We start from the raw sequence: 21,813 nt of genomic DNA, 5'->3' as shown, positions 1-21,813 counted from the left end.
GGTGGGGGTGCGGGTGGAACACGTGGGGGGCGCGGGTCGTGGCCCCCCGGCAAGCGGCCGGCGGCGGGGTGGCCCGCCGCGGGGGGCCGGAGGGGGGGGGGGCGGGGGGCGCCGGGGGGGGGGCGCCCCCCGCGGCAGGTGTCCGCGGGTCGGCAGGCGCAGAATCAGGCGGCCACGGTGTGCTTGGCGGTGGCCGGCTCCAGGGCCAATTCCAGTACCTCGCGCACGTCGGCCACCGCGTGCACGGTGAGTCGGCTCAGGACCTCCTCGGGCACGTCGTCCAGGTCGGCCTCGTTGCGCTTGGGGATCAGCACCGTGGTGACGCCGGCCCGCTCCGCGGCGAGCAGCTTCTGCTTGACGCCGCCGATCGGCAGCACCCGGCCGGTGAGCGAGACCTCACCGGTCATCGCCACGTCCGAGCGGACCGGTCGCCCGGTCAGCAGCGACACCAACGCCGTGGTCATCGTGACGCCGGCGCTCGGGCCGTCCTTGGGCACCGCTCCGGCCGGGACGTGGATGTGCACGCCACGGTCCTTGAGGTCGCCCACCGGCACCTCCAGCTCCGCTCCGCGCGAGCGCAGGTAGGACAGCGCGATCTGCGCGGACTCCTTCATCACGTCGCCGAGTTGGCCGGTCAGGGTCAGTCCCGTACCGCCCGTCTCCGCGTCCGCGAGCGACGCCTCGATGTAGAGCACGTCGCCACCGGCGCCGGTGACCGCGAGCCCGGTGGCCACCCCCGGTACCGCCGTGCGCTGTTCGGCCTTGCTCAGCAGCGACTCCGGGGTGTGCCGGGGTCGGCCGAGGTAGTCGCGCAGGTCGCCGGCGTCCACCGTGATCGGCAGCGGGTGCGCCTCGGCGTCCAGCGCCTGCCGGGCCGCGACCTTGCGCAGCACGCGGGCGATCGACCGCTCCAGGGTGCGCACGCCCGCCTCGCGGGTGTACTCGCCCGCCAGCAGCCGCAGTGCCTCCTCGGTGAAGGACACCTCGGTGTCGTCCAGGCCCGCCTTGTCCAGCTGACGCTTGATCAGGTGGTCCCGGGCGATGACGACCTTCTCGTCCTCGGTGTAGCCGTCGAGGCGAACCAGTTCCATCCGGTCCAGCAGCGGCTCGGGAATCGTCTCCAGGACGTTGGCCGTGGCCAGGAACACCACGTCGGACAGGTCGAGTTCGACCTCCAGGTAGTGGTCGCGGAAGGTGTGGTTCTGCGCCGGGTCGAGCACTTCGAGCAGGGCCGCGGTCGGGTCGCCCCGGTAGTCCGAGCCGACCTTGTCGATCTCGTCGAGCAGGACGACGGGGTTCATGCTGCCCGCCTCCTTGATCGCCCGGACGATCCGGCCGGGCAGCGCGCCGACGTAGGTGCGGCGGTGGCCGCGGATCTCGGCCTCGTCCCGCACACCGCCGAGCGCGACCCGGACGAACGAGCGTCCCATCGCGCGGGCCACCGACTCGCCGAGCGAGGTCTTGCCGACCCCGGGCGGGCCGACCAGGGCCAGCACCGCGCCGGAACGGCGACCGCCGACCACACCGAGCCCGCGCTCCTCGCGGCGCTTGCGAACCGCCAGGTACTCGACGATGCGCTCCTTGACGTCGACCAGGCCGGAGTGGTCCGCGTCCAGGATCGCGCGTGCTTCGGCGATGTCGTACGCGTCCTCGCTGCGGTCGTTCCAGGGCATCTCCAGGACGGTGTCCAGCCAGGTGCGGATCCAGCCGCCCTCGGGCGACGCGTCGGAGGCGTGCTCCAGCTTGTCGACCTCCTTGAGCGCGGCGGCCAGCACCTTCTCCGGCAGATTCGCCGCCTCGACCCGGGCCCGGTAGTCCTCCTCCTCGCTGTCCGGGGTGCCGTTGAGCTCGTTGAGCTCCTTGCGCACCGCGGCCAGCTGCTGCTTGAGCAGGAACTCGCGCTGCTGCTTGTCCATCCCCTCCTGGACGTCCTTGCGGATCGTCTCGGCCACGTCCAGCTCGGCGAGGTGGTCCCGGGTCCAGCCGACGACCTTGGTCAGCCGCTCCCGGACGTCGACGGTCTGGAGCACCTCGATCTTCTGCTGGAGCGTCAGGTAGGGGGCGTAGCCGGAGTTGTCCGCCAGGTCACTGGGGTCCTCCAGGGCCTGTACGTGGTCGACCACCTGCCACGCACCGCGCTTGCCCAGCACGGTGGTGACCAGGGCCTTGTACTCCCGGGCCAGCTCGTCGGTGTGCTCGTCCGTCTCGGCGTCGGCCACCCGGGTCGCCTCGACCCACAGCGCCGCGCCGGGCCCGGTGGTACCGCTGCCGATCCGCACCCGGCCCTCGCCGCGCACCACCACGACCGACTCACCCCCGGGCAGCCGCCCGACCTGCTCGATCACGCCGAGCGTGCCCACCGCCGGGTACTGACCGTCGTCGCGCGGAACAAGCAGCACCCGCGCCTTGCTCTCACTACGGATGCCGGGTCCACCGGACCGCCCCGCGGCGGCCCGCGCGGCATCCACGGCGGCTCGGGTCTCCGCGTCATCGAGTTCGAGCGGGACCACCATGCCGGGGAGGACGACCACGTCGTCCAGCGGAAGAACCGGCAGGGTCAGGGTCCCGATGGTCTCGCTCATGTCATGCCCCTCAGGTAGCCACAGTCGAAAAAGTTGCGCTGCACTGACTCAAGAAACAAGAGCCCCTCTTTGTTCCCCCACCCTCCCGAGTCCCTGTTCGCCGTGAGCGAAGTCGTTCCCGTGGCCGTGAAGGCCGCATGGGTCGGTGGGGGGGGCGCATCGGGTGGCGCATGGGTCGGAGACGGCATCGGGTGGCGCATGGGTCAGGGTGGACCCGCGTTACCGCACGCGAACCGTCCCGCGGGCTCCACCGCTTCGTCGTCCCGGAGCGGCCGGCCGCGTGCAACGGTCGGAGGACGCGCACGGCCGCAGCGCGCCGGCGCTCAGGCCAGGTGCTCGATCGCGACGTCATCCCAATGCTGTGCGAGATATTCCGCGACCAGCCGGCGGTGACAATGCCGCGCATCTTCCTCACTGCAGAGCAGAACCGCGTTGTCGAGCGCTTCCCGCCGGATGACGTCCTCGATCCGACGAACCTTCATCAATTCGAGGAAACGTTCTTCGTAGGCCGCCCAGCCGACGCCCTGCTTCTTGTAGGCGTCGAGCATGTCCTGGGTCGGGGCCAGCTCGGTGCGATGGCTGTACTGCGCACCGCAGATCTCACCCAGGAAGTACCTCAGATCATCACGCTTGGCGAAACCGGACAGCTGCGAGACATTGTTGAGTCGAACATCGACCAGCGCCGTCACTCCGGCTTCACGCAATAGCCCGAAGAACTTCTCGGCAGACTTCTTCGTGAACCCGATTGTGTACAGTTTCATGTTTCCGGCGTCCCGTCGATGCGAAGTTCCTCGTTGACATACGCGATCCGTCGTTCCTGACGGTCGAGAGCTTCTTGGAGGCGCATGGCCGCGGTCCGGAAAAGATCTTCCTGATCCAGTTTGAATTTGGCCATCAGGCGTCGCATTGCCGAGGCGTGGTCCTCGACGTGCCCGTCGCCATGAATGTGTTCGACGGTAATCTCGTACTCATCGAGGACTCGCGCGACGAGCACGCAACGATGGCAGTCGAGCGGCTCTTGTTCGGCGCACATGACGGCGATTCGCTCGCTCCGCGAACCGTTCCGTAGACGTTCGATGCCGCGGACGAAATCCGAGGTCCGGGCAAGAAGGTCGTACCTCACCCGTCCGTCGACATAGCAGGTGGGGTCATCGGTGCGCGCACCCAGTTCCTTCCCCAGGAAGACGTACTTGATATCGACGTCGAGCAGGCTGCGCTCCACGGCGTACCGGTTGAACTGGGGCGTGAATCGGCTGACGGGCATCGACCGCACATCGGCGACCGCCGTGATTCCATGCTTCTGCAGCAGGCCCAGGAAATCTGAGATGCTGTGCGTGGAGTGGCCGACAGTAAATACTGTACGAGGTGTCATGACCTGCTGCCTGCTTTGATCTTCGCTCGTTCGATAATGGCTGCCGCCAATTTGTAGACGTAGCCTTCGAATGGTTCACCGAGACTCACTGTGAGGAAGGATTCGCCCAGTTCGTAGATCCCCTCCGACCCGGCCAGATATTCCAGCTCGTACCTGGGATCGGTCACCCGTAATATATATGCGTGTCCTGCATGCGAGAAGCAGGCGCGCAGAACCGGCCGCTGATCTCCGAACTTCGCCCCGGGGGCGTGCACCCGTAACGTCAGGTCGGTGACGCGTATCAGCTTGAGCGAGTCCGGCAGAGTGACCGCCTGTTCGGTCGGGACGCGATCATTGCTGCCGTGGAAGGTGCTGGATCCGTTGATCCACAGCCTGCCGGGGCGCTGCTCCAGCGCCAGTAATCCACTCCACCCGACCCTGCCGGCCTTCTGCCAACGGCAGCCGGGGTCGAGGAGCCAGTTCTCACTCTGGAAGTCGTGCGGCTGCGGCCGAAGAAGCGGCACCAAGACGACATCGAGGACATTCGGTTCCGTTCCGTCTTCGTACTGTCGTTCGCGAGCGGAAACCTCGTGACCCGGGCGGGCGCTGACCGGGCGTACCCACTCTCCCGAGCCGTCGCCGACCATGCCCGCCACACACCGACCCGAATGCTTGCGGGAATTCGCCAGACACACGAGCGTCTTCGTCAGTTCCACGTGCACCCCCCGATCCGATGCGTTGACTCCCCTGCGTGTAAAGGGAGCACAGCGCACTCACCCGAAGCGACGACCAGCACCACAGATTGTCAGTTCAGCGGATCATCCAAAAGCCTATGCCGGGGGTACGACCCTCGTCCGTCATTCAGCCAGGCGCGATGTTCGACCAGGCCGGGGCGCGCCCCGCCCACCGGGCGGCCGGCCGACCGGGGAGTTGGCGTCGGGGTGCGTCGTCTCGGCTCAGGCTCACCACCGAAGCGTGGAGCCGTCCCGCGACTCCGTGCGATCCGGTTGTGTGCGCTCCGGCGTTGCCCGGACGTTGGGCGCAGTGGGTGAATTCGGCCCGTGGCTCTTACGTCACGGCCGGTGAGGCGGAAGAATCGGGCGACTTGATACGAGGGGGCGAATCCTGTCAGTGAGCGACGTCTTTCCCGAACGTGTCCTGCATGCAGGCTCGATCACACTCCGGCCGTTCGGCGCCGATGATGTCGAGGACAACCGAACCGCCTGCGCGGACGAGGTGGTCCAACGATGGATACCGCTGCCGCGGCCCTACACCGTCGAGGCATCCGTCGACTGGTGTACGAAAACGGCCCACACCCTGCGCGAGTCGGGCGACGGCATCCACTTCGCGATCTCCGATCCTGCCGACGGGCGGCTCCTCGGCGCCGTCGGGCTCAAGCGGACCGACTGGCACGAACTGGTCAGCGAGGTGGGCTATTGGATCGCTCCGTGGGCGCGCGGACGCGGGATCGCCGCCCAGGCCACCCGCGCACTCGGGCACTGGCTGCTGACCGAGCAGGGCTTCGAGCGCCTCGAACTCAAGGCCGCCGTAGGGAACATCCCCTCGCGCAAGACGGCAATCAAGGCCGGCCTCCATCGAGAGGGCATCCTGCGCAACGCCGGCCGCCTGCACGCCGGCCGGGTCGACGTCGTCCTGTACTCGCAGATCCCGGCCGACCTGTAGGAAGGGCCGCCACGCCGGGCCGCCGATCGGCCCTGATGCCGCCACGCCGGTGGGGCCGATCGACGGTTGTGGCGGTGGTGTGCAACTCGACGGTGGTGGGCGCGAATTGCCGTAAGAGCGGCCGTACGCCCGAAGCGGGCCGAAGGCCAACGGCACGGCGGAAGGGTTGACGGCGGGATACCGCCAGACCCGGTGTGGTGCGGGTGGTTGTACTGGGACACACCCCGCGTCGGGGTCCCACCCACCCGCATCGCCGAAAGGGACGTCATGTCCGTCACCACCGGATCCGCCGAGCACACGACCGGTCGGACCGATCCGTCTTCCCAGGAGCAAACACACAAACAGGAACAGGAATCCCGGCAGTACTGGCCGGCCGTCGTGTGTCTGTCGCTCGGGATCTTCGCGATCGTGACCAGCGAGATCCTGCCGATCGGGTTGTTGACGCCGATCGGGGGTGACTTCGGCGTCTCGGACGGGACGGCGGGGTGGCTGATGACCGTGCCGGGCCTGCTGGCGGCGATCTGCGCGCCGCTGGTGACCGTGTGCACCGGACGGCTGGATCGGCGGACGATGTTGGTCGCCCTGATCGTGCTCCTGGCGGTGGCGAACTTCCTCGCGGCGGCCGCGCCCGCGTTCTGGGTGATGCTGGTGGCACGGTCGTTGGTCGGGGTCACCATCGGCGGGTTCTGGTCGATCGGGGCGGGGTTGGCGCCTCGGTTGGTGCGCGCGAAGGTGGTGGGTACGGCGACCGCCGTGATCTTCGCGGCTGTGCCGGCCGGTTCGGTGTTGGGCCTGCCGGCCGGTACCCAACTGGGCGAACACATCGGCTGGCGCGCCTCGTTCGCGGTCATGGGCGTCATCGCGCTGGGCGTGTCGATCGCGCTGCTCGTACTGCTGCCGCCGCTGCCCGCGCTTCAGGTGACCCGCGCCGCGGTGTTGCGTGGGCTGTTGCGCGGCACCGACATCCGGATCGCACTCGCGCTGACCGCCCTGATCGTGATCACGCACTTCGGCGCCTACACGTACGTGACTCCGTTCCTGGAGCAGGTCACCCACGTGGATCGCGGGCTGATCGGCGTCTACCTGCTGATCTTCGGCGTGGCCGGCATCGTCGGCAACTTCGTCGCGGGCGTGACCATGGCGCGCGGCCTGCGCGCGACGTTCCTCACGTGTGCGGTCCTGATCGCCGCGGCCACGCTGCTGTTCCCGCTCCTGGGTCGGTGGGATGCCGGCGCGATCGGCCTGCTCGTGGTGTGGGGTCTGGCCTACGGCGCCGTGCCCGCCTGCTCCCAGACCTGGTTCGCCCGCTCCGCCCCGCAGGCTCGGGAAGCCGCCATGGTCGTATTCACGTCCTCCTTCCAACTCACCTTCGCCGTCGGTGCGCTCCTCGGCGGAGCCGTCGTGGACGCGACGTCCCCGTCGACGGTCATGCTGTGCGCCGGCGCCGTCGCCCTCACGACGGTCGCCACGATCTCCACCGTCGGCGGCCCCGCCGAAGCGCCTCGGCACACCCCCTGATCAACGGCCGCACCCGCCTTCCCCGAGTGCGTCCACCCCGCCCGCACGGGCCCTCGGACGTCCGACGCGGCGCGCGGAAGGCGCAGCGCACGGGCTCGTCGCCGCCGCCGCCGCGATCGCGCCCGGATCCCGCCGCGAGGGGCGAAGCGCGCGACCGGGCTTGACTTCAAGTCGACTTCAACTTCTAGCGTCTTCCCCAGGCGCTCGGAGGAAGCACTTCCGGGGCCGCGCACGACAGTTCGCACTTCTCTCCTTGGGGGCTTCCATGAGCATCGCCACGCACACGACCGCAGGCACGAGCGCCCACCCGAACACCGACCCCTTCCGGCTGGCCGTCATCGTCGGCAGCACCCGCGAAGGGCGTTTCGCCCCCGTGGTGTCCAACTGGTTCGCCGCCACGGCCGAGCAGCACGGGGACTTCGAGGTGGACATCATCGACCTCGCCCACGACCGGCTGCCCGACGTGTGGGCGCCGATGGGCAGCGAACCCGCCGCCGTGGTCGCGGCGGTGGGCGGTCGGCTGGCCGCCGCGGACGCGTTCGTGGTGGTCACGCCCGAGTACAACCACAGCTTCCCGGCCGGGCTGAAGAACATGATCGACCTGTTCCGCAGCGAATGGCAGGGCAAGCCGGTCGGGTTCGTCTCCTACGGCGGCATCTCCGGCGGCCTGCGGGCCGTCGAACAGCTGCGTCTGGTCTTCGCCGAGCAGCACATGGTCACCACCCGGGACGGGCTCGCCTTCCCGATGGCCTGGGAGAAGTTCGACGCCGAGGGTCGGCCGGTCGACGTCGCGGGCACCGAGGCCGCCGCCAAGGTGATGCTCGATCAGCTCGCCTGGTGGACCGAGGCCACCCGGTCGACGCGCGTGCGCCGCCCGTACGGCGTCTGAGCGCCGACTCCCGAAGCAGCCGCAGCCATTCCCCCGCCGAACGCCAGGAGCCCGTGATGGCATCGACCACCGCCCCGGCCGCGAGCATGCCCGCGGCCGCCGTCCCCACCCCTTCCCGCAGCGTCGCGATGATCGCCCTCGTGGTCGTCCTCGGTTCGGTGATGTCCGTGCTCGACGTCACCGTCGTCAACGTCGCGCTCAACCACCTCGCGCAGGACTTCGACGCCCCGCTGGCCACCATCCAGTGGGTCGCGACGGGGTACACGCTGGCCCTGGCCACCGTCATCCCGGTGGCCGCCTGGGCGATGGGCCGGTTCGGCACCAAGCGGCTGTACATGTTCTCGATCGGCACCTTCGCCGCCGGCTCCGTACTGGCCGGGCTGGCCTGGTCGGCCGAGTCGCTGATCGCCTTCCGGGTCCTGCAGGGGCTCGGCGGCGGCCTGATCATGCCGGTCGGGATGACCATCCTGGCCCGTGCCTCGGACCCGAGCCGGATGGGCCGCACGATGGCCATCCTGGGCATCCCGATCCTGATCGGCCCACTTGCCGGCCCGATCCTGGGCGGGTGGCTGGTGGACGACGTCTCGTGGCGCTGGATCTTCTTCATCAACGTGCCGATCGGCGCCGTCGCACTGATCCTGGCCGCCAGGGTCTTCCCCCGCGATACGCCGCAGCCGACCAAGCCGCTGGACGTACCCGGACTGCTGATGCTCTCCCCCGGTCTGGCGCTGCTGATCTACGGTCTGGCCACCGGCGGCGAGAAGGGCGACTTCGGCGCCACCGGGGCGGTGGTCCCGGCCGTGCTCGGCGCAGTCCTGGTGATCGGCTTCGTGGTCCGGGCGTTGCGGATCGAGCACGCGTTGATCGACCTGCGACTGTTCCGCAGCCGCCCGTTCGTGGCCGCCGCGGGCACCATGGTGCTCTTCGTCTGCGCGTACTTCGGTTCGATGATGTTGGCCCCGCTGTACTACCAACTGGTCCGCGGCGAGAGCGCCACCGCCTCCGGCATGCTGGGCGCGCCGCAGGCCCTGTTCACCGCGGTGTCCATGCAGATCGCCAGCCGGCTCAGCGACCGGATTGCGCCGGGCCGGATCGTGTCGGTCGGGATCGTGGTCGCCGCCTCCGGCTTCCTCGCCTTCACCACGCAGGTCGCCGCGGACACGCCCTACTGGGTGCTGATGTCCTGCATGTCGGTGACGGGTGTCGGGGTCGGCATGACGCTGATGCCGACCACCGCCTCGGCGCTGCGCACCATGTCGCACGAGCAGGTCGCGGTCGCCGGTACCACCTTGACCATCATCCAGCAGGTCGCCGCCGCGATCGGTGGGGCGCTGATGTCGGTGCTGTTGGCCGGTGCGATGCGGGACGGCCTGCCGGCCGGGCAGGGGGCCGGTGGCCTCGGTGAGCTGCACGCGTTGTCGCCGGCCGCGGTACACGAGATCGGGCCTCGGTTGGCGGATGCGTTCCAGGGGACGTACTGGTGGGCGGTCGGCTTCATGGCACTGGCGTTCCTGCCGGCGCTGCTGATGAAGCGCCGGACGGACTGAATGTCCGCGAACGCCGGGCGGGCTGTGCACAGCCCGCCCGGCGTTCGGCGTTGCGGGCGTTGCAGACTTTGAAAGCGTTGCAGACGTCGAAGCCGTCGCAGACCCCGAGCCGCCCGCCGTCGAAGCCGCCGGCCCTACCGCTCGTCGTCCGTGCGCTTCGTCATGGTGTCCGGGCCCTTGAAAGTGCCTTCCCTGGACGTCCCCTGTTGGGCCTTCCACTCCGTGGTGGGCGCGTCGGGGGACGCCTCGTCCGGTCCGGCCGAGGTGGTTTCCGGGACCTCCGCCTCGCGGACCATGCCGACGATCCGACGGCCCGTCAGGCCCAGGCTGACCAGGCTGAGTCCGTCGAAGAGCAGGGCCAGCGAGATGAACGTGCCGATCGCATAGCGGCTGCTGCTGGGCCATTCGGCCAGTACCAACAGGCCCAGGACCAGGTCGATCACGCCGACCACGATGGTCCAGATCATCTTGGCGGACATGCTCGCGACGCCGCCCACGATGCGGAACATGCCCGCGCCGAGCAGCAGGAGCGCCACGAACAGGGTCAGTGCCTCGGCCGCCACATCGGGCCGGCGCAGCAGCACCACACCCGCCGCGATGTTGAGCGCGGAGACCGCGACCACGAGCCAGAACGCGTTCTCCTTGCGCGCCTGGATGGCCTGGACGAAACCGACCACGCCGCCGATCAGCAGCAGCCAGCCGAACAGCACCATCGTGGTCAGCGTGGCAACGCCCGTGTAGACCAGGCCGACGATCCCGCCGAGCACCAGCACGGTGCCGAGCACGACCAGCAAACCGAAACCGAATCCCTTGCCGCTGCGCCGATGCCGCCCCGCGCCGGATTCGGCGGTCGGTCCCGTGACGCCGTTCGTGCTGTCCATGGGTGCCGCTCCTCGGATCTGCCCACGCCCGCAGAATCGCGTGCGTGGTACGCCTTCCCCTTGGAAAGCGACATATCCGCATGATCAGCTATCCGCCCGATCCGGCGTGCGTACGATCGGCCGTCCCACCCTCGACGGCCGGCCCCGCAACAGCCGCGCCGGCCACTCGTACCGATCAGCGCCGCGCCCCCGGCGGCAACGACGGCGGCAGCGCGGACCGTACCGGGGACAGTGCCGGCGCCAGCGCCGGCCGGGTCGAAGGCATCGGGGTCGGCACCGGCACACCCCGCACCGCCGGGCCCGGACGATCCGTCAGGCCCAGGAAGTGCCGGCGCAGCCGGTACTTCTCCACCCGCCCGTTCGGCGTCCGAGGCATCCGCGCGACGATCCGCACGTGTGCCGGCCGCATGTACGCGGGCAACGACTGCGCGCACCACGCGCGTAGTTCGTCGGGATCCAGCGGCCGGCCCGGCTCGGGCTCGGCGTACAGGACCACCTCGTCCTCGTCCTCCCGGTCCGCGGGCACCCCGAACACCGCGCCGACCGCGATGTCGGGATGCTGGTTGACCAGGTCCTCGATGTGGTACGCCGACACGTTCTCGCCGCGGATCCGGATCCGGTCCACGACCCGGTCGACGAAGTGCAGCAGCCCGTCCTCCTCGTCGAACACCGCCGCGTCGCCGGTGTGGAACCACAGGTTGCGGGTGGCCTCCGCGATGCTCAGCGGATCGTCCACGTACTCCTGCACCAACAGCCCCGGCAGATGCGGTCGGATCGCCAGGTGCCCGACCACGCCGCGCGGCACCGGCCGGTCGTGCTCGTCCAGGATCGCCACCCGGGCGAACGGCAGTGGGGCGCCCAGGCAGCCCTTGCGCACGATCCGGGCACCGTCGAGCACCGGCACGCCCAGTCGGGCGCACGCCTTCGCGACCGCCGCCGGTGCCAGTCCGCGCCGCAGCGACGGCGGCGTGGCCTCGCTCGGGTCCAAGCCGACCAGGACGGCCGCGATCGGCAGCCCGGTCTCGACCTGCCCGTAACCGGCGACCACGGTGTCGATCCCGTACCGGCGGGCGAACGCGCGATGGGTCGGCGGCAGCGGCTGCATGAGCACCGTGCTCAGCGGGTTGTTGCGCTCGCCGCGCAGTTCGGGCGCGCCGGCCAGCCAGCCCACCATCGTCTCGGTGAGCACCGCGCCGGTGGCCCCCGCCGACACCACGCGGCGCCAGAAGTCGACCGGGTGGAAGCGGTCCCACAACGCCACGCCGGCGCCCGCCCAGGCGGCCCGGGCCAGGCCCGCGAACGCGCCCTGGATCGAGTGCAGCGGCAGGTCCACGTGCACCACGTCCTCGGGCGTGGTGAGTCGGCGCAGCAGCAGCGTGTACGAGGCGAGCCAACGGTGCGGCAACACCGCCGCCTTGGGCCGGCCGGTCACCCCCGCGGTGTGCACGATCATCCCGACGTCGCCCGGATCGATCGTCACGGCCGGCGGCACCGCGCGGGCCAGGAAGTTGGCGTAGGCGATCTCCGGGTAGCCGTGCGGCGGCCGGGGCCCGACCGCGTCGTGCACGGTCAGCCGCGGCAGCCGGTTCAGGTGTGGCCGGACCGCCTCCAACGCGTGCACCAGGGCGCGTTCGGTGACCACGAGCACCGGCTGGCCGGCGTCGAGTTGCTCGACCAGCAGGTCGCCGATCGCGTCCGGGTCCACCGGGCAGTACACCGCGCCGGCCTTCCAGATGCCGAACATCCACAGCGCGGCGGCGTATGCGCTGCGGCAGTGCACCGCGATGCGATCGCCGCGCCGGATGCCCGCCCGGGCCAGGTTTCCGGCGATCGTGTCGGTGGCCCGCTTGGCCTCGGCGTAGCTCAGGTCCAGACCGTGCTCGCCGTAGTGGATGAAGACCCGCATCGGGGTTCGCACCGACCATTTGTCCAGTGCTTCGGTGACCGACTCCCCGTCCGCGGCGAGTTCGGCGGCGAGACCCGCCTCGAGTTCTTCGGCGGTCATGGCTGTACAGCACCCCCTGCGACGCGCGGAATCCCGGAAGGTCCCGGCTGGAGTCCGTGCGTGTACTCGCTCACACGGGGAGACGAACATATCGCCTGAGCGCATCGGTTGGGGGCCCGGGAGCAGGCTTCCTACCGGTGAGTTCAGCGCCTAGCATCCAGGTGGCCCGACCGTCGACAGTGTGTCGGGGGCGATGAACAGGGCGTCATGACGCAGGACGGAGGCATCTCTTGTGCGAGAGCGGGGCGACGTGAGCGATACGGACAACGAGCCCACCCACGAGCCCGCCGGCGAGCCGGACCGCGACCTTGCCCGGGGATCGGGTGCGCCCGCGATCGACGCGGCGGAGATCCGGCGCCGGGTGGCCGATCTGGTCGCGGCGCACGATCCGACCACGATGTCCTCGGTCGAGTTCCTGGGCCACCGCTTCGACGCGGGCCTGGCCTGGGTGCACTTCCCGGTCGGGTGCGGCGGCCTGGGCGCCTCGCGCGCGTTGCAGCAGGTGGTCGAGAGCGCGTTGATCGCGGCGGGGGCGAAGGCGGCCAGTGGGTACCGCAATCCGATCGGCCTCGGGATGGGCGCGCCCACCGTCGTCGCACACGCGAGTGCCCGGCTGCGGACCGAGTTGTTGCGCCCGCTGTGGACCGGTGAGGAGATCTGGTGCCAGCTCTTCAGCGAGCCCGGCGCGGGATCGGACCTGGCGGGTCTCGCCACCCGCGCGGTCCGCGAGGGTGACGGGGATTGGATCGTCAACGGCCAGAAGGTGTGGACCTCGCTCGCCCACAAGGCGCGCTGGGCGATGCTGCTCGCCCGGACCGATCCGGACCTGCCCAAGCACCAGGGGCTGACCTACTTCTTCCTGGACATGACCTCGCCCGGAGTCGAGGTGCGGCCGCTGCGGCAGGCCACCGGACAGGCCGAGTTCAACGAGGTGTTCCTGACCGACGTGCGGATCCCGGACACGCACCGGGCGGGCGAGGTGGGTCAGGGCTGGGCGGTGTCGAACACGACGCTGATGAACGAGCGGGTCGCCATCGGCGGCGCGGCGTCCGCACGCGAGGCGGACGCGATCGGCGCGGTGGCACGGATGTGGCGCGACCGACCGGAGCTGCGCACGCCCGGCTTGCACGACCGGCTGCTGCGGGCCTGGGTGGAGTGCGAGGTGGCCCGGTTGGGCAACGAGCGCATCCGCCAGCAACTCGCCGCCGGTACGCCGGGTCCGGAGGGATCGGCGGCCAAGATCGCCTACGCCCGGCTGAACCAGGACGTCACCCGGTTGTGGCTGGAGCTGGCCGGCGAGGAGGGGTTGGGCTACGACGACTGGGCGATGCGGCGCAGCGAGTTGGGCCAGGCCACGCTCGGGGCGCGGGTGCCGGGCTACTACTACCTGCGGGCCAAGGGAAATTCGATCGAGGGCGGCACGTCCGAGGTGCTGCGCAACGTGATCGCGGACCGGGTGCTGGACCTGCCGCGCGAGCCGCGTGGCGACACCAAGGTGCCGTGGAAGGAGATGCCCCGGTGAGCGAACCCGGAATTCCCTCGCTGCTGTACGACGAGGTCGAGGAGGACCTGCGCGCGACGTTGCGCGAGCTGTTGCGGGATCGCTGCGCGTGGCACGAGGTGTTGGCGCGGATCGACACCGACGAGGCGTACGACGACGGCCTGTGGAAGGCGGTCGCGGCCGAGCTGGGCCTGGCCGGGCTGCTGATCCCGGAGGAGTTCGGCGGGGCCGGGGCCGGGCCGCGGGAGGCCGCGGTGGCGCTGGAGGAGTTGGGCCGCGCGGTGGCGCCGGTACCGTTCCTGGCCAGTGCGGTGCTGGCCACCTCGGCGCTGCTGGCCTGCCCGGCCGGCGAGGCGCGCGACGCGGCCCTGCGCGCGCTCGCGGACGGCACCCGGACCGCGACTCTCGCGGTGACCGCGAGCACGTGGCCGGGGGCGGGCTTCCCGCTGTCGGTGACCGGTGCGCAGGATGCGGACGGGTTGGTGCTGACCGGCGCGGTGACCGGGGTGCTGGCCGCGGATCGGGCCGAGTTGCTGGTGGTTCCGGTGATCGTGGCCGGCGAGTCGCAGCTGGCTCTGGTGGCGGGCGACGCGGCGAATCTGTCCCGGCGCGCGGTGACCTCGCTGGACGCGACCCGCCCGGTGGGCGAGTTGACGCTGGATCAGGTCCGCGGGCGGGTGCTGGCCGGGCCGGAGCACGCCGAGGCGGCGCTCGTGCAGGCGCTGTGTCAGGGCGCGGCGCTGTTGGCCTCGGAGCAGTTGGGCGTGGCCGAGCAGGCGTTGGCCGAGGCGGTGGCGTACCTGAAGGTCCGGCACCAGTTCGGCCGGCCGATCGGGTCCTTCCAGGCGCTGCGGCATCGCGCGGCCGACCTGTGGTCGGACATCGCCGCGGCCCGGGCGGCGGCGCGCTACGCGGCGGCATGCCTGGCCGAGGACGCGGCGGACGCGCCGGTGGCCACCGCGTTGGCGAAGGCGTACTGCGGCGACGTGGCGGTGCGCGCGGCGGAGGAGTGCGTGCAGATGCACGGCGGGATCGGCTTCACCTGGGAGCACCCGGCGCACCTGTACCTCAAGCGGGCGATGGCCTCGGCGCTGCTCCTGGGCACCGCGGATCGGCATCGGGCCACGCTGGGCACACTGGTGGACCTGCCGCCGGCGATCTGAGCGCCCCGACACGGGTGTGGCCGGCCTCCGCACGGAGGCCGGCCACACTCACGTCCCTCACCTGCGCAACCGGACACGGCCTAGCTACGCAGCATCACAATGATCATCACCATCGCGATCGCCATGAGCACGGCCCACACCGCCGTGACGAGACGAAGGCGCTTCGGGTCCCGGCCGGCGGGGGTGTCGGTCGGACCGGGGTCCGCCGGTTGCGGGTTGTCGCTCATGTCCTCGCTGCCCTCCACGGGTGCTGCGCGCGGCGTCCGTCCCGTTCAGGATGACACCGCGCGCGGCCCGTTGAGGAGCCCTCGCCCCGGAATGTGTCTCAGTGCCCCGCCGGGGTGGTGGGCAGCACCGCCGTGGCGTCCGCGCTCGGCCCCGCGACCGCCGGGGCGGCCTGCGGTACCTGCTGCGCGGCAATCAGCCGGGCCAGCCAGAACCGCATGAACGTGGACAACGAGTAGCGGATGAAGAGGGCGAACCCGAGCAGTGAGACCGGGATCGCCGACAGGCCCAGGGTGATCGCGTCGTTCTGGGTCAGGATCAGCGTCGTGCCGTGCGACATGAAGTAGGCGCCGATGCCCATGCCGATCCCGACCAGCATCAGCCCCACGCCCAGCCACATCAGCTGGGTGTCGAGCATGCTCTTGGGCGCACGCAGTTTCAGGGCGCCGACGTCGGCGGTGAACTGTCGGGTCCGATCCTGAGTGGCCGCCGGGATCGCCGCATGGCGCGGGGCGAACGCCGGTGGTGGCCCGGCCGTCGGCACCCCCTGCGGAACCGTCGGCGGCTCGCCGGCGGGCCTCGCGGGTGCGGGCTGCCCGTCGGCGTTCACGCTGTTCATACTCATTAAGTGGTCACCTCGTGGGTCGCCGTGAGGTTGGTACGTACCCGAGGACGGCCATGTGCGATCAGCCGCCCAGGTACGCGCTGTGCAGGTCGCCGGCGATCTCGTCCGGAGTGCCGACCTGAAGGATCCGGCCACCGCTCATGACCGCGGCGAGGTCGGCGACGGCCAGGGCCGTGCGCGCGAACTGCTCGACCAGGAGCACGGTGACACCGGTCTCGGCGATCTTGCCGACCACGTCGTACAGCTGGTCGACGACGAGGGGCGCGAGGCCCATCGACAACTCGTCGAGCAGGATGAGGGCCGGGTTGGTGGCGATCGCCCGGGCGACGGCCAGCATCTGCTGTTCGCCGCCCGACATCGTGCCCGCGGCCTGGGTCCGGCGTTCCTTGAGGCGGGGGAAGATCGGGAAGACCTTCTCCTCGATCTCCTTGCGGGAGACTCCTCGGTAGGTCGCCATCCACAGGTTTTCGGACACGGTGAGATTGGGGAAGACCCCTCGGCCTTCCGGGATGCTGCACAGGCCGATCCGGGCCAGGTCCACGGGTGCGGCCCCGGTGACGCACCGCCCGGCGAGGAAGATGTCCCCGCCGGTGGGCTGATGCAGCCCGGTGATCACCTTGAGCATCGTGGTCTTGCCGGCGCCGTTGGGGCCCAGGACCGCCATGACCTTGCCGGTGGGCACCGCGAGGTTCACCTTGTGCAGCACCTCGACCTGCTCGTACCCGGCGCTGATGCCGCGCAGTTCGAGCAGCGGCGGGGCGCCGGCCGGGCCGGTCGGCCGCGCGTCGGCCATGTTCGGCGTCATACGGTCTCCTGCAGGACTTCGTCGGCCTCCGCGGCGTCGGCGGTACCGAGGTATGCCGCCTGTACGGCGGCGTTGGTGCGGATCTCGTCGCACGTACCGTTGGCGATTTTTTTGCCGAAGTCAAGCACGTGCAGTTCGTCGCAGGTGTTCATCACCAGGTCCATGTCGTGCTCGACCAGCAGCACCGCGACCCCGTCGGCGGCGATCTCGCGCAACAACTGGCCGAAGCCGCGCGTTTCCTCGTCGTCCTGGCCGGACGCGGGCTCGTCCAGGAGCAGGATCTTGGGCCGGGACGCCAGCGAGCGCGCCAGTTCGACCACGCGGCCCTGCCCGGTGGGCAGTTGGTCGGCGCGCACGTGCGCGATCTCGGTCAGGTTGAGCCGGAGCAGCAGGCGCGCGGAGGTGTCCTGCGGGGTTTCCTTGGTACCGCGGTGCAGCCGCCGGTACTGGGCGGCGGCGATCTGGATGTTCTCCCGGACCGTCAACGACCCGAACAGCTCCAGGCGTTGGAAGGTACGGGCCATGCCCAGGCGGGCCCGGCGGTAGGGCGCGAGTTTGCTGACGTCGCGCCCGTCCATCCTGACCCGACCCGAGGACGGCGGCTGGAGGCCGGTGATCACGTTGAAGATCGTGGTCTTGCCCGCGCCGTTGGGCCCGATCAGACCGGTGACCTTGCCCTCGTGGGCCCAGATGTTGACGTTGTTCAGGGCGGTGTGGCCGCCGAAGCGGACCGTGACGCCCTCGACCTCAAGCCCCATGACGCGCTCCAGGCAGGGTGGGTGACGATGTTTCGGCCATCGCGACCGCCGGCAGCGAAGGCATCGCGATCAGCTTGTCCAGGGCCTCGATGTCCGCGGACTTGAACCGGTTGCCGTTCAGGCCCAGTCCCTCGGGCTGCTCGGACAGGCCCGGCGGCAACTCCTGTTCGGTCCGCGGCGCCTTGAGCATCAGCTCGGCCTTGACCGCGGCCGGGATGCCGATCACCGCGAGCAGGATGCCGACGACGAAGACCCAGTTCCCGATCACGTCGGTGAACCGCAGGACGACCAGCACCAGTTGGGCCGCCGCGCTGCCGGCCAGGATGAACGGCCGGCGCAGCGCGGGCTCCCATTCCGGACGGATCTTGGCGGCGATGAACCCGTTCGGGTTCTTGCCCAGTGCGATGCCGTTGAGGCCGATCAGGATCGTGGTGAGCTGGGCGTAGTCGGGGAAGAGGTTGGTGATCAGCGGCGTGCCCAGGAAGATGCCCGCGAACAGTGCGGCGCCCGGCGAGGTCAGGCCGGCGATCACCATCAGCATCAGCACCGAAAGCCCGGCGGTGAAGTCGAAGTTGACCGGCGACAGGGTGCCCAGCGCGCCGCCCAGGATGCCGCCGCCGACGCCCGCCATCGCGGCGGACAGGCCGAAGACGGTGAGCGTGGTCAGCTTGTGGTTCATCCCGATCGTCGCGCACGCCGCCGGGCTGTCCTTCATCGCCAGCAGCCTGCGGCCGAACTCGCCGCGCCGGATCCACACCACCACGAGCGAGGACAGCGCGAAGAAGACCGCGCCGAAGATGAAGTAGGCCCGGTCGGAGGAGATGTCCACGCCCGGCCAGTCGAACCGCTCGAAGTTGAGCGTGCCGCTGTTGAACAGGTCGATTTTGGTGTCGCCCCAGGTGAACGCGGGCAGTTGGAAGATCCAGCGGTCCAGCATGACCGCGAACGCGGCGGTGGCCAGGGCCAGGTAGATCCCGGACAGGCGCAGCGCCGGCAGCGCGACCAGCACGCCGATGCCCGCGCAGATCAGCGCGGCCCACAGCAGGCCCAGCGGGTTGCCGCCGGAGCCCAGGTGCGACACGCAGATCGCGCCGATGCCCGCGAAGCCCAACTGGGCCAGCGACATCTTCCCGGCGTAGCCCACCAGCGGGATCACCGACAGGGCGATGATCGCGAAGCCCCACATCTTGGTGCTGGCGAACAGGTCGGCGGCGCCCAGGGTGTTGGCCGCGACCACCGCGCCCGCGATCACCAGGGCGGCGAAGACGAGCGAGCCGGTCCAGGTCGGGCGGTGGGCGATCTCCCGGGTGCGGGAGGAGGCGTGGCCGCGCAGCCGGGACGTGGGCAGCAGCATGATCGCCACGAACAGCACCAGCACCGGCATCGAGTCGGTGAGGCCGGACAGGTAGGGGCCCGCGGTGGGGAACCTGGTCTCGGTGAGGTAGCCCTTGCCGTACTCGGTGACCAGGCCGATGATCAGCGCGCCGACGAAGGTCCACGGCAGGCTCTTGAGCCGGCCGATCACCGCCGCTGCGTAGGCGTTGACGATCAGCAGGGTCAGCGGCAGCGCGGCGAAGGAGAGTTTGGGCGCGATCAGGATGCCTGCGACGGCGGCCAGCATGGTGCCGGTCGCCCAGGCCAGCATGCCGGGCACCTCGGGACGCGAGCCGTTGAGCACCGCGAGGTTGCGGTCGTCGACGGTGGCGCGCATGGCCACGCCCGCGCGGGTGGAGCGCAGCAGCACCCACAGGCCGATCGCCACGATCAGCGCCACGGCCAGGGTGATCAGGTCGTGGTAGGACACGCGCGTGCCGGCCATGTCCACGGACTCGCCGGGGAAGAAGTTGACCACGTTGCGCGGGGTCTGCGGATCCCAGACCCACATCACCGTGGCGAGCAGGCTCAGCAGCACGGCGACGGTGACCATCAGGCGCGTCGTCTCCGACGTGCCCTCCAGGCGGCGCATGATGGCGAAGTGCAGGAACACCCCGAATGCCGGGGCGAGGATGCCGAGCACCAGCAGGATGGACAGCCAGACCGGCCAGCCCCAGTCGAAGTGCAGTTGCCAGTAGGTGAAGGCGGCGAGCGCGCCGGTGACGCCGTGGGCGAAGTTGAAGATGCCCGTGGTGGTGTAGGTCAGGGTCAGGCCGCCGGCGGTGATGGCATAGATGCCGCCGGTGACCAGGCCGCTGATGGTGAGGATGATGAACTCGTGCACGCGCCCTCCGTTCGGGCCGGGCCGTGTCGCGGGGCGATCGGTCTCGGAGACTGGTGCGGCACGGCTCCTGACAGGTCGTCAGGGCCGCTGGGCCGCCCTCCCGCCCGGTGCGGGGCGGGAGGACGACGGGTGTCGCCTGGTCGGACCGAGCGGAGTCGGCGGCCGACGGGTCGGCGGTGATGCGGTGCAGCTGGGCGCTGCGGTCCACTGCTTCGATGTCACACGGTGGTGCGGTGGTGCGGTGTCGCTCGGGCCGGCGAGCGGCTCAGGAGCTCTCCTCCGGCGGCAGCGCCGGCGGCGGCTCGCCTCCGTCGGCGGGCGGCGCGGTGTTCGATTCGGGCGCGCCGGCCGGTGGCGGTGTGTCGGCGGGCGGAGCGGACGGTGGTGCCGACGTCGGTGCGACGGGCGCACCGGGTGCGACGGCGACCACGTTGCCCGGGTCGCAGTTGAAGAACTCGGCCTTGTTCGGCTTGGTCAGCGCCGCGTCGTACTCGAAGCCCTTGGCGGTCGCCTTGACCATGGTGAAGCAGTCCGAGGCGCGCACGTCCTTGGTCTCCACGATCGGTCCGGGGGCGAACAGGCCGCCCGCGTCCCAGTTGGCGCGCTTGCCCTTGGCCAGCACGCACTCCGTGGTGAGTTCCGTGCCGCACTCCTTGACCGCGCTCGCCCACAGCAGCCAGGAGTTGATCCCGGACATGTGGAAGAACTCCAGGTCCTTGCCGGGTTCGGCGAGGTGCAGGATCTCCAGTGCCTTCTGCACGGCGGGGTTCTTGTCGCCGAGCGACTGCGGCACGAACGTCGGGTAGATGTAGGTGTCGGGGATCTTCGAGTTCTTGGCGGCGGCGAGCGTGTAGCGGTTGTACGCCGACGCGTCGCTGACGATGACCTTGGGGTGCCAGTTCATCGCGTCCATCTCGCGGAACATCGACGCCGAGTCCACCGCGAGCCACGTGGTGATCAGCATCTCGACGCCGGCGCTCTTCATCTTCTCCAGCGTCGTGCGCCCGGGCGGCGGCATGACCGGGACGTCTTCCTTGTAGACGACCGTGCCGCCGGCCGCCTCGACACCGGCCTTGTAGCGGACCATCGAGGGCCGCAGCGAGGCCATGTTCTGGCCCAGCAGGCCGACCTTGGCCTTGACCTCGGGGTGCGCGGCGAAGACCGCCTTGTACGCGCCCACGACCGTGGTGGAGACCGGCAGGCCGACCGCGAGGTCCTGAAGGTCGGCCTTGGCCGATTCCTCGCCGACCACGTAGGCCGGGAAGGCGCCGAGCTTGCACCCGGTACGGGCCTTGACCCCGTCGTTGTCGAACGGGTTGCCGCCGCCGACCACCATGAAGTCGCTCTGGCAGGCCGCCGTCATGACCGTGCCGACGTTGCTGAGTGCGGCATCGCGCTTGGTCAGCTTGATCGTGCGGCCGTTGATGCCACCGAGTTCGTTGCACCACTTGGTGAAGCCGTCGGCCATCTCGAAGAACTCTTTGCCCAGACCCGGTTGGGCGGGAGCGCCGGGGTCGCCGGTCACGCTGACGGAGATTTCCTTGTCCGTGACGCCTCGATCGGCCTTCTTGGTGAGCGGCTTGCCGTCGCCCTTGCCGCAGACGTCCTTGAGCGTGCCGAAGTCACCGGCCGCGCCGGTGCCCTTGGGCTTGGTCGAAGCGGTTCCCACCGGATTCCCGCCCTGCGGACCCTTGGCCACCGCGTCGTCACCCGAGCGGCCACAGCCGACCGCCAACAGGAGCGGCACGACCAGCAAGCCGGCCGCCGCTCGGCGGCGCGTCCCACGCCGCCCGGCGGAAGTTGATGCCATCAGCCCTCCCGACACTTCGTTTCCGCGGGCCGGGCCGAGATGCCCGGTGCGCTCTCACGTACTTCTCCTGCGCTGTGCTCGCGTCGTTCTCGTCTTGTTCTCGCCCTGCCCCGGGCTCCGCCTGCGAGGCGTCCCTGCGACTGGATCTGACATGCCATCAGTCAATGGGCCATGAAGCAATGGCCGGGACCTTAACGGGGTGTTCCACAGGGTGCAAGAGTCACCGAACCGGCGAAAACCGCTGGCCGGCAG

18 protein-coding genes are annotated in these 21,813 nt (G+C 70.3%); 6 read left to right on the top strand and 12 right to left on the bottom strand.

The window, feature by feature from the left end:
* Window positions 1-164: 164 nt before the first annotated feature.
* The 4 genes from lon to ACIBM5_RS11000 all read right to left on the bottom strand — a co-directional run bounded on the left by lon (window position 165) and on the right by ACIBM5_RS11000 (window position 4,649).
* The gene (lon, locus tag ACIBM5_RS11015; protein WP_391585006.1) at window positions 165-2,582 is read right to left on the bottom strand and encodes an endopeptidase La; all 2,418 of its coding nucleotides are present in this window, start codon (window positions 2,580-2,582) and stop codon (window positions 165-167) included.
* Window positions 2,583-2,905: 323 nt separating this feature from the next.
* Window positions 2,906-3,343, bottom strand: a complete 438-nt coding sequence (locus ACIBM5_RS11010) for a DUF488 family protein (RefSeq protein ID WP_396006544.1) — start codon at window positions 3,341-3,343, stop codon at window positions 2,906-2,908.
* Complete coding sequence (locus ACIBM5_RS11005) at window positions 3,340-3,954, bottom strand: DUF488 family protein (RefSeq protein WP_396006543.1); 615 nt, start codon at window positions 3,952-3,954, stop codon at window positions 3,340-3,342. The genes ACIBM5_RS11010 and ACIBM5_RS11005 overlap by 4 nt, the downstream gene beginning before the upstream one ends.
* Window positions 3,951-4,649 (bottom strand): dual OB domain-containing protein, encoded by a 699-nt coding sequence (locus ACIBM5_RS11000; RefSeq protein WP_396006542.1) that lies wholly within the window; start codon window positions 4,647-4,649, stop codon window positions 3,951-3,953. The genes ACIBM5_RS11005 and ACIBM5_RS11000 overlap by 4 nt, the downstream gene beginning before the upstream one ends.
* Before the next feature lie 415 nt (window positions 4,650-5,064).
* Here ACIBM5_RS11000 and ACIBM5_RS10995 point away from each other — a divergent pair, with 415 nt between their 5' ends.
* The 4 genes from ACIBM5_RS10995 (at window position 5,065) to ACIBM5_RS10980 (ending at window position 9,570) form a co-directional block, all read left to right on the top strand.
* Window positions 5,065-5,616, top strand: coding sequence for a GNAT family N-acetyltransferase (locus ACIBM5_RS10995; RefSeq protein WP_396006541.1), 552 nt, complete (start codon window positions 5,065-5,067; stop codon window positions 5,614-5,616).
* Between the two features lie 267 nt (window positions 5,617-5,883).
* Window positions 5,884-7,134 (top strand): MFS transporter, encoded by a 1,251-nt coding sequence (locus tag ACIBM5_RS10990; protein ID WP_396006540.1) that lies wholly within the window; start codon window positions 5,884-5,886, stop codon window positions 7,132-7,134.
* Window positions 7,135-7,399: 265 nt separating this feature from the next.
* On the top strand, window positions 7,400-8,023 hold the full coding sequence (locus ACIBM5_RS10985) for an NADPH-dependent FMN reductase (protein WP_396006539.1): 624 nt from the start codon (window positions 7,400-7,402) through the stop codon (window positions 8,021-8,023).
* 56 nt (window positions 8,024-8,079) lie between these two features.
* Entirely contained in the window at window positions 8,080-9,570 is a 1,491-nt protein-coding gene (locus ACIBM5_RS10980; protein ID WP_396006538.1) for a DHA2 family efflux MFS transporter permease subunit, read from the top strand.
* Between the two features lie 134 nt (window positions 9,571-9,704).
* Here the strand turns inward: ACIBM5_RS10980 and ACIBM5_RS10975 are convergent, their stop codons facing one another.
* Complete coding sequence (locus ACIBM5_RS10975; RefSeq protein ID WP_396006537.1) at window positions 9,705-10,451, bottom strand: HdeD family acid-resistance protein; 747 nt, start codon at window positions 10,449-10,451, stop codon at window positions 9,705-9,707.
* 175 nt (window positions 10,452-10,626) lie between these two features.
* Window positions 10,627-12,456: an AMP-binding protein gene (locus ACIBM5_RS10970; RefSeq protein WP_396006536.1), complete on the bottom strand. Its 1,830-nt coding sequence runs from the start codon at window positions 12,454-12,456 to the stop codon at window positions 10,627-10,629.
* Between the two features lie 334 nt (window positions 12,457-12,790).
* On the opposite strand from ACIBM5_RS10970, the gene ACIBM5_RS10965 reads away from it, so the two are divergent.
* Both ACIBM5_RS10965 and ACIBM5_RS10960 read left to right on the top strand, forming a co-directional pair.
* Window positions 12,791-13,978 carry an acyl-CoA dehydrogenase family protein gene (locus tag ACIBM5_RS10965; RefSeq protein WP_391585145.1) on the top strand — a complete coding sequence of 396 codons (1,188 nt, stop codon included), beginning with the start codon at window positions 12,791-12,793 and terminating at the stop codon, window positions 13,976-13,978.
* Window positions 13,975-15,120, top strand: coding sequence for an acyl-CoA dehydrogenase family protein (locus ACIBM5_RS10960; RefSeq protein ID WP_396006535.1), 1,146 nt, complete (start codon window positions 13,975-13,977; stop codon window positions 15,118-15,120). Before ACIBM5_RS10965 ends, ACIBM5_RS10960 begins: the two co-directional genes overlap by 4 nt.
* Before the next feature lie 80 nt (window positions 15,121-15,200).
* Here the strand turns inward: ACIBM5_RS10960 and ACIBM5_RS10955 are convergent, their stop codons facing one another.
* The 6 genes from ACIBM5_RS10955 to ACIBM5_RS10930 form a co-directional block, all read right to left on the bottom strand.
* Window positions 15,201-15,347, bottom strand: a complete 147-nt coding sequence (locus ACIBM5_RS10955) for a hypothetical protein (protein WP_396006534.1) — start codon at window positions 15,345-15,347, stop codon at window positions 15,201-15,203.
* Window positions 15,348-15,445: 98 nt separating this feature from the next.
* Window positions 15,446-15,970 (bottom strand): hypothetical protein, encoded by a 525-nt coding sequence (locus tag ACIBM5_RS10950; protein ID WP_391584997.1) that lies wholly within the window; start codon window positions 15,968-15,970, stop codon window positions 15,446-15,448.
* Window positions 15,971-16,031: 61 nt separating this feature from the next.
* Window positions 16,032-16,775 (bottom strand): ABC transporter ATP-binding protein, encoded by a 744-nt coding sequence (locus ACIBM5_RS10945; RefSeq protein WP_391584996.1) that lies wholly within the window; start codon window positions 16,773-16,775, stop codon window positions 16,032-16,034.
* Entirely contained in the window at window positions 16,772-17,533 is a 762-nt protein-coding gene (locus ACIBM5_RS10940) for an ABC transporter ATP-binding protein (protein ID WP_391584995.1), read from the bottom strand. Before ACIBM5_RS10940 ends, ACIBM5_RS10945 begins: the two co-directional genes overlap by 4 nt.
* Window positions 17,523-19,751, bottom strand: a complete 2,229-nt coding sequence (locus tag ACIBM5_RS10935) for an ABC transporter permease (protein WP_396006533.1) — start codon at window positions 19,749-19,751, stop codon at window positions 17,523-17,525. Before ACIBM5_RS10935 ends, ACIBM5_RS10940 begins: the two co-directional genes overlap by 11 nt.
* 265 nt (window positions 19,752-20,016) lie before the next feature.
* The gene (locus ACIBM5_RS10930) at window positions 20,017-21,561 is read right to left on the bottom strand and encodes an ABC transporter substrate-binding protein (RefSeq protein ID WP_396006531.1); all 1,545 of its coding nucleotides are present in this window, start codon (window positions 21,559-21,561) and stop codon (window positions 20,017-20,019) included.
* Window positions 21,562-21,813 lie beyond the last annotated feature (252 nt).

It is taken from the genome of Embleya sp. NPDC050493 (assembly GCF_044458105.1).
In the GTDB taxonomy this organism is placed as follows: Bacteria; Actinomycetota; Actinomycetes; order Streptomycetales; family Streptomycetaceae; genus Embleya.
This window is presented reverse-complemented; position numbering and strand designations above follow the sequence as displayed.